General features: G+C 75.0%; 6 protein-coding genes and 1 tRNA gene. All 7 read right to left on the bottom strand.

What is annotated here, in order from left to right:
• The coding region (locus ACWENR_RS28180; RefSeq protein ID WP_452279979.1) for a GTP-binding protein at positions 1 to 516 on the bottom strand (516 nt) is incomplete at its 3' end.
• Positions 517 to 519: 3 nt separating this feature from the next.
• The gene (gene selA / locus ACWENR_RS28175; protein ID WP_452279978.1) at positions 520 to 1,824 is read right to left on the bottom strand and encodes an L-seryl-tRNA(Sec) selenium transferase; all 1,305 of its coding nucleotides are present in this window, start codon (positions 1,822 to 1,824) and stop codon (positions 520 to 522) included.
• A 19-nt stretch (positions 1,825 to 1,843) separates the two neighbouring features.
• Positions 1,844 to 1,939: transfer RNA gene (locus ACWENR_RS28170), tRNA-Sec, on the bottom strand.
• Between the two features lie 43 nt (positions 1,940 to 1,982).
• Positions 1,983 to 2,969, bottom strand: a complete 987-nt coding sequence (gene nrfD / locus ACWENR_RS28165) for an NrfD/PsrC family molybdoenzyme membrane anchor subunit (RefSeq protein ID WP_452279977.1) — start codon at positions 2,967 to 2,969, stop codon at positions 1,983 to 1,985.
• On the bottom strand, positions 2,966 to 3,892 hold the full coding sequence (locus ACWENR_RS28160; protein WP_452279976.1) for a 4Fe-4S dicluster domain-containing protein: 927 nt from the start codon (positions 3,890 to 3,892) through the stop codon (positions 2,966 to 2,968). Before ACWENR_RS28160 ends, nrfD begins: the two co-directional genes overlap by 4 nt.
• Positions 3,882 to 7,181, bottom strand: a complete 3,300-nt coding sequence (gene fdh, locus ACWENR_RS28155; RefSeq protein ID WP_452279975.1) for a formate dehydrogenase — start codon at positions 7,179 to 7,181, stop codon at positions 3,882 to 3,884. The genes ACWENR_RS28160 and fdh overlap by 11 nt, the downstream gene beginning before the upstream one ends.
• A gap of 262 nt (positions 7,182 to 7,443) precedes the next feature.
• Positions 7,444 to 8,028: a hypothetical protein gene (locus ACWENR_RS28150; protein ID WP_452279974.1), complete on the bottom strand. Its 585-nt coding sequence runs from the start codon at positions 8,026 to 8,028 to the stop codon at positions 7,444 to 7,446.
• Between the last annotated feature and the right edge of the window lies 1 nt (position 8,029).

The raw sequence follows: 8,029 nt of genomic DNA, 5'->3' as shown, positions 1-8,029 counted from the left end.
GGCCGTCGCGGGGGCGGGCAGCCGGGCGGCGAGCCGGTCCAGGGCGGCGCGCAGGGTCGGCAGGCCGGCGCCGGTGACCGCGCTGACCGCCACGGTGTCGGCCCCGGCCAGGGAGGTGGCGGCCAGCTCGGCCCGGGCCCGGGCCGCCGCCGGCCCCGGATCGGCCAGGTCCGCGCGGGTCACCACCAGCAGGCCGTACGACACCCCCAGCGCGTGCAGCGCGGCCAGGTGCTCGGCCGACTGCGGCATCCAGCCCTCGTCGGCGGCCACCACGACCAGCGCGGCGGGCACCGGGCCGACGCCGGCGAGCATGTTCGGCACGAACCGCTCGTGCCCCGGCACGTCGACGAACGCGACCGTCGCGCCGGACGGCAGGGCGGTCCAGGCGAACCCGAGGTCGATGGTCATGCCCCGGCGGCGTTCCTCGGCCCACCGGTCGGGCTCCATCCCCGTCAGCGCCCGGACCAGGGTCGACTTGCCGTGGTCGACGTGCCCGGCGGTGGCCACCACGAACACGTCTCAGCCGCCCCCCGGCACCCGCAGCACGGCGGCGCGGACGGTGTCGTCGGCGTCGGCGGGCACGCAGCGCAGGTCCAGCAGCAGCCGTCCCCGGACGACGCGGCCGAGCACCGGCGGGTCGCCGACGCGCAGCGGCTCGGCGTACCGCTCGGGCAGGGCGAGCGCCCACGACGCCAGCTCGACGCCCGGGGCGCCACCGCCCCCGACGACGGCGCGGGCGGGCACCACCTCCGCCTCGCACCCGCCGGCGGCGAGGCCGTCGCGCAGCCGCTCGACCCGCTCGCGCAGGCCGCCGGCGTGGGCGTGCAGGGCCGCCCGGGTGGGCGTGGCGGGATCGGCGAGGGTGGCCGCGAGCGCGGCGAGGGTCAGCTTGTCCACCCGCAGCGCCCGCGCGAGGGGATGCCGGCGCAGCCGTTCGACCAGGTCCGCGGCCCCGAGCAGCAGCCCCGCCTGCGGCCCGCCGAGCAGCTTGTCGCCGCTGGCGGTGACCAGCGCCGCCCCGTCCCGCAGGGTGCTGGCGGCGTCGGGCTCGTCGGGCAGCAGCGGATCGGGGGCGAGCAGCCCGGAGCCGATGTCGGCGACCACCGGCACGCCGAGGGCGGCCAGGCGCCGCACCGGCACCGCCGAGGTGAAGCCGGTGACCCGGAAGTTCGACGGGTGCACCTTCAGCACGAAGCCGGTACGCGGGCCGAGCGCGGCGGCGTAGTCGTCGAGCGTGGTGCGGTTGGTGGTGCCCACCTCGCGCAGCCGCGCGCCGGTGCTCTCCAGCAGGTCGGGCAGGCGGAACCCGTCGCCGATCTCCACCAGCTCGCCCCGGCTCACGACGATCTCCGCGTCGGCGGCCAGCGCGGTGGCGGCCAGCACCAGGGCGGCGGCGCCGTTGTTGACCACGTGCACCGCGCCGGCGGCGGGCACGGCGGCGGCCAGGGTGTCGAGGGCGTCGCGGCCGCGCCGGGCCCGCCGGCCGGTGCGCAGGTCCAGCTCGACGTCGGTGTGCCCGGCGGCGGCGGTGACCGCCGCGACGGCGGCCGGCGACAGCGCGGCCCGGCCCAGGTTGGTGTGCAGCACCACCCCGGTCGCGTTGAGCACGGCCCGGGGGCCGGGCGCGGGCAGGGCGGTCAGCGCGGCGTCGCGTACCGCCTCGGGGGTGATCTCGCCCCGGCGGGCCAACTCCTGCGCCCGCCGGACGGCGGCCTTGACGCGGTCGCGGCCCACGGCGGTCGCCGCGGCGGCCAGCCGGGGGTCGGCGAGCAGCGCGTCGGTGCGCGGCACCCGCCGGCGCGGATCGGCCGCGACGTCGCCCATGGCCCCCTCTTCCACAGCGTGGCGGAGACGGACGGGAATCGAACCCGCCTGGCCCGGATCCCGGACCACACCGGTTTTGAAGACCGGGAGGGGCACCAGCCGCCTGAACGCCTCCACGCAGCAGTGAACCACAGGCCCGGCGGGCGGGTGCGGGCAGCTCAGCCCTCGGCGGCGCGCCGCCGCAGGCGCTCCCGCTGCGGCACCACCGTGTACTTCGGGTCCTTCGCCGAGGCGACGCCGCCGTGGAAGATGCCGAAGCGGGTCGCCACCGACGCGGCCAGCAGCGCCGCCCCGGACAGCGCCGAGAGCGTGCGGCTGCGCCGGCCCAGCAGCGCCCCGGCCACCCCGACGGCGGTCAGGGCCCGCCCGGCGCGCAGCAGCCGACCGGCGGACCCGGTGCGGTAGGGCTCGCTGAGCAGCCCCAGCCGCGTCTCCACGCGGTGCGCGCCGTACAGCTCCAGGGCCGCGCCCGCCACCGCCATCCGGCGGGCGGGCCCGGCCTGCGCGACCGGCGCCGCGATCAGACCCACTCCCGCGCCGCTGGCCAGGGCGCTGCCCGCGAAGATGGTCGGCAGCTCCGGGTACGCCTCGTGCCACGACGGCACGGCCGTGTCGGCGAGCAGCACGCCCGTGTACGTGGCCAGCGCCGGCGCGGTCACCGCGGCGGCCAGCCCGGCGGCGTGCCCCACCGGCGGCAGGACCCGACGGGCCAGCCCCGGCAGGCCCCGGTCGGGCAGCCACGCCGCGCCCTCGGCGACCGCCGCGATCCCGGCGGCCGGCCCGAACGCGCCGAGGATCCAGGTGCCCACGGACATCGGCGACGTCGGCTTGGCCAGCCGCAGCATGTGGTGGAACCGGGCCGGCCGCCCCAGATCCTTGATCAGGAAGACGGTGCTGGCGGTGACCGCCGCCAGCGAGGTGACCCGGCCGGCGCGGCGCAGCGCCGGCCGGCCGGTGGCCTGCCCGCCCGCCGCCAGCAGCGACGAGCCGGCCGCCAGCCCGCCGGTGAACAGGTACGCCGCGATGTCCCACTTCCAGACGGGCGCCTTGAGGATCGGCCGGCCGTAGTAGGAGGTGAACTCGGCCTCGGGGACCCTCAGCTCCTCGCCGCCGCGCCGCCCGCGCCCGCCACGCTCCGGACTCACGACGAACCTCCCACGAACGCGGCCACGGCCGCCGCCGCCATCGCCAGCGCGGCCAGGCCGGCCCGCTTCCACATCCTCGGCAGGTCCCGGGTGGTGACCACCGGGTCCGGCGGCAGCCCGTACACCTCCGGCTCGTCGAGCAGCAGGAAGAACGCCCCGTCGCCGCCCACCCCGTCGCCAGGGTCGTGCCCGTAGAGCCGCGCCTCGGGCACGCCCCGCTCGTGCAGCGTCGCCACCCGGGCCGCGGCCCGCTCCCGCAGCTCGTCGAGGGGCCCGTACTGGATGGACTCGGTCGGGCACGCCTGCGCGCAGGCGGGGGTCTTCCCCGCGCCGATCCGGTCGTAGCACAGCGTGCACTTCCACGCCCGGCCGTCGCCCGCGCGCTGGTCGATGACGCCGTACGGGCAGGCGGAGATGCAGTAGCCGCAGCCGTTGCAGATGTCCTCCTGCACCACCACAGTGCCGAACTCGGTGCGGAACAGCGAGCCGGTCGGGCAGACGTCGAGGCAGGCCGCGTGGGTGCAGTGCTTGCAGACGTCCGACATCATCAGCCACCGGAAGTCGGAGCGGCCCTCGGCGCCACCGGCGCGCCCCGGCGGCCCCGCCCCCGGCATCCCCAGGAACTCCGGCCCCGCCGTCCGGCCCGGCGAATCCTGGGGCCCGGCCGGGCGGGGCTGCTCGACGAACGCCACGTGCCGCCACGAGTTCGCGGTCAGCGCGCCGGTGTTGTCGTACGACATGCCGAGCAGGTCCAGCCCCGAGCCGGGGACGTCGTTCCACTCCTTGCACGCCACCTCGCACGCCTTGCAGCCGATGCAGACGCTGGTGTCGGTGAAGAAACCCATCCGGGGCGGGGCGTCGGCCCAGCCCGCCTCCGGGGCCGGGTCCAGGGGCCCGGAGAGGCTGTGCGGGTCAGGAAGCATCACGGCCCTCCCCGACGCCGTCGGCGGCCTCCGGCGGGGCGAGCGCCCCCGGGGTGAGCGTCGGGGGCGGGCTGCCGGGCACGATGCCCGCCCGCCGCTGGTAGCCGGCCACCAGCTCCAGCAGGGCCGGGCCGGTGGGCCGCCGACCGGGCCGCACGTCACAGGTACCGATCTTGCTCTCCTGGATCAGCACGTTCGGGTCGAGGGTGATCCCGAACAGGTCGTTGGCCGAGTCGCCCGTCACCAGGCCCTCGAACCCGAAGTGGTACGGCAGCCACACCTGGTGGATCACCCGGCCGTCCACCCGCAGCGGGCGGAGCCGGTCGGTGACCAGCACCTTCGCCTCGATCACCGCCCGGCCGCTGACCAGGTGCGCCCAGCCCAGGTGCGCCAGGCCCGCCTCCGCCGCCAGGTCCGGGGACACCTCGACGAACATCTCCGGCTGCAGCTCCGCCAGCGGCCGCACCGTACGGCTCATCCCGCCCGCCGTGTGGTGCTCGGTGAGCCGGCTGACCGTGAACACGTACGGGAACACCTGACTGTGCTCCTGCGGCGGGCTCGGGTTCACCGAGTTCACCGGGTGCGCGTACACCTTGCGGGTGGGGTTGGCCTGCTGGCGGTAGAGCGGGTTGCGCACCGGCGACTCGGCCGGCTCGTAGTGCGTCGGCAGCGGGCCGTCGAGCACGCCGCTGGGCGCGTACAGCCAGCCCTTCCCGTCGCCCTGCATCACGAACGGGTCGTCGCCGGCAATCCCCTCCGGGCCGGACGCGCCGTCGGGCGGCCGGTACGTCGGCGGCTTGGTCCGCTCGAAGTCCGGCACGTCGTAGCCCGTCCACTCCCCCGCGTCCGGGTCCCACCAGACGTAGCGCTTGCGCTCGCTCCACGGCCGGCCCTGCGGGTCGGCGGAGGCCCGGTTGTAGAGGGTGCGCCGGTTCGCCGGCCACGCCCAGCCCCACTCGGCGGCCACCCAGTCCTGCTCGTGCCGGGGCTTGCGCCGCGCCGCCTGGTTGACGCCGTCGGCGTACACCCCGGAGTAGATCCAGCAGCCCACGGCGGTCGAGCCGTCGTCGCGGGCCTCCGCGAACGTGGACAGCGGCCGGCCGGTCGCCACCTCGTACCCGTTGATCTCGCGCAGCACCGCCTCGGCGCTCGGCTCGGCGTGCGGGCCGTGCGTGGGGTAGTCCCAGGCCAGGTCGAGCAGCGCCCGGTCGCGCGGCAGGTCGGAGCCGGCCAGCTTCTCCCGCAGGCGGCGCCCGAGGTGGTAGAAGAACCACAGCTCGGAGCGGGCGTCGCCCGGCGGGTCGAGAGCCTTCTCCCGCCACTGCAGCAGCCGCTGGGTCTGGGTGAAGGTGCCCTCCTTCTCCACGTGCGAGGCGGCCGGCAGGAAGAACACCTCCGTCCGGCACTGCTCCGGCACGATCTCGCCGGTGGCGACCTCCGGGCCGTTGCGCCAGAACGTGGCGCTCTCGATCATGAACAGGTCGCGGACCACCAGCCAGTCGAGGTTGGCCATACCCAGGCGCTGGGCCCGGCCGTGCGCCGAGCCGACCGCCGGGTTCTGGCCGAGCAGGAAGTAGCCCCTAACCTTCCCGTCGATCATGTTCAGCACCTGCTGGTACGTGCCGTGGTCACCCGTCATCCGGGGCAGGTACCCGTAGCAGAAGTCGTTCTCCGGCGTCGCCGCGTCCCCCCAGTACGCCTTCAGCAGGCTCGCCGCGTAGGCGCGGGCGTCGCCCCAGAAGCCCTTCTGCCCCGGGTGCCGGATGCTGTCCACCCACGCGTCGAAGGTGGGGTGGTCGGCGTGGTGCGGCATCGGCAGATAGCCCGGCAGCAGGTTGAACAGCGTCGGGATGTCGGTGGAGCCCTGGATGCTGGCATGCCCCCGCAGCGCCAGGATGCCCCCGCCGGGTCGACCCATGTTGCCCAGCAGCAGCTGGATGATCGCGCCCGTGCGGATGTACTGCACGCCGACGCTGTGCTGCGTCCACCCCACCGAGTAGATCAGCACCCCGGTGCGCTCCCGGCCCGAGTTGGCCGTCCACGCCTCGGCCAGCTCCAGGAACTTCTCGCGCGGGATGCCGCAGACGCGCTCCACCATCTCCGGGGTGTAGCGGGCGAAATGCCGCCTGAGGATCTGGTAGACGCAGCGCGGGTGTTGCAACGTCTCGTCGCGTTCGACCTGCCCGCCCACCTGGGCGCCGTGCGACTCGTGGCGCAGCCCGGCGGCGGTGTCGCGCTCCTTGGCGGTGTGCCCGCTGCCGGAGTCCGACTCGTGGCCCGCGTACTGCCAGGAGTCCTGCACGTAGGAGCCGGTCTCCGGGTCGAAACCGGAGAAGAAGCCGTCGCCGTCCTCGGTGTCGACGAAGCGCTCGCTGACGATCGTCGCGGCGTTGGTGTACGCCAGCACGTACTCCCGGAAGTCCAGCTCGTTCTCCAAGATGTGGCGCACGACGCCGCCGAGCAGCGCGATGTCGGAGCCCGCGCGGATCGGCAGGTAGGTGTCGGCCAGCGCGCTGGTGCGGGTGAACCGCGGGTCGACGTGGAACACCCTGGCGCCGCGCCGCTTGGCCTCCATGACCCACTGGAAGCCCACCGGGTGGGCCTCGGCCATGTTCGAGCCCTGGATGACGATGACGTCAGCGTTGGCGACGTCCTGCTGGAAGTCCGTCGCGCCACCGCGACCGAAGCTGGCCCCCAGACCGGGGACGGTGGCGGAGTGTCAAATGCGGGCCTGGTTCTCGATCTGGAGCGCCCCCATCGCGGTGAACAGCTTCTTGATGAGGTAGTTCTCCTCGTTGTCCAGCGTCGCCCCGCCCAGGCTGGAGATGCCCAGCGTGCGGTTGAGCGGCCGGCCCTGGGTGTCGACGTCCTCCCACGTCTCGGCGCGGGCGGCGATGATCCGATCGGCGATCATGTCGAGCGCGACGTCGAGGTCGAGATCCTCCCACTCGGTGCCGTAGGGGCGCCGGTAGCGGACCTTCGTCTGCCGCAGCGGGCTGGTGACGAGGCTCTTGCTGGCCGAGCCCTTCGGGCAGAGCCGCCCCCGGGAGATCGGGCTGTCCGGGTCGCCCTCGATCTGGGTGACCCGCTCGTCCCTGACGTACACGCGCTGCCCGCAGCCGACCGCGCAGTAGGGACAGACCGAGCGGGCCATCCGGTCGGCGGTCTCGGTGCGCGCGGTCAGCCCGGCCGAACGCGCGGACTGCGCGGCGGCGCCCCGGCCCAGCGGGTCGGTGCCGGTGAGCTGCCGGTAGACCGGCCAGCCCTGGATGAAGGTCCGCAGACCCATCCCGCGACACCCCCTCCCGCGGCCCCGACGCCGTCGACCCCTCGAACACTAGGGCAGCCGGCCCGCGCCCGCGACCCGAGCCCGCCATCACCACCCGCCGGTCACCGCCCGCGTCCGCTCCCTTCACGTACGCCGAAACCGGCGCCGCCCGAGCCGGACGGGCTCGGGCGACGCCGGTTTCGTACCTGCTCCGGATGTGCCGCCGGCCGGCACCCGTGTTCGGGCGCCGGCCGGTGGTCCCCCTTGTGGTGGAAGGTCTGTGTCAGCTGTTCCAGTGCTCGGCGACGAGGTCGGCGGCCTGCTGCTCCCACTGGGCGTAGTGGTCGGGGTACGCCGACACCTGCACCGTCTGCGCGGCCTTCGTCAGCGGCATGTCCTGCCACCCGTCGACCTGCTTCAGACCCTTCAGGAACGCCATGGTCGAGTACTCGGGGTCGGTGATCTGCTCGACCGTGCCCCACCCGGAGGACGGGCGCTGCTGGAACAGGCCCTGCGAGTCGTGGTCGTTGCGCTCACCCAGGTGACCCAGGTTCTCCAGCTTCGACTCCTGCAGAGCGGTGGCGATCGACACGACGGCGGCACGCTCGTCCATGCCGGCCTTCTTCGTCGCCGCGATGATCGCCTTGACGTTGGCGACCTGCTCATCCGACAGGTCGATGCGCGACTGCGCGCCCTGCACGCCGTGCGGAATCAGCTTCGCCTTGTCCACGGCCGGCTTGTCCGCCTGCACCGCCACGGCGGTGACCGGGGTGCCCTCGACCGGGGTGGCGTGGGCGGCGGCCGGACCGGCGAACACACCACCGGCGAAGGCCAGACCAGCAATACCCAGAACGCTCTTACGCATGATC

This window comes from Micromonospora sp. NPDC004336, assembly GCF_053602615.1.
Note: the sequence above shows the minus strand (reverse complement) of the source record. Positions and strands in the feature narration are given on the sequence as shown.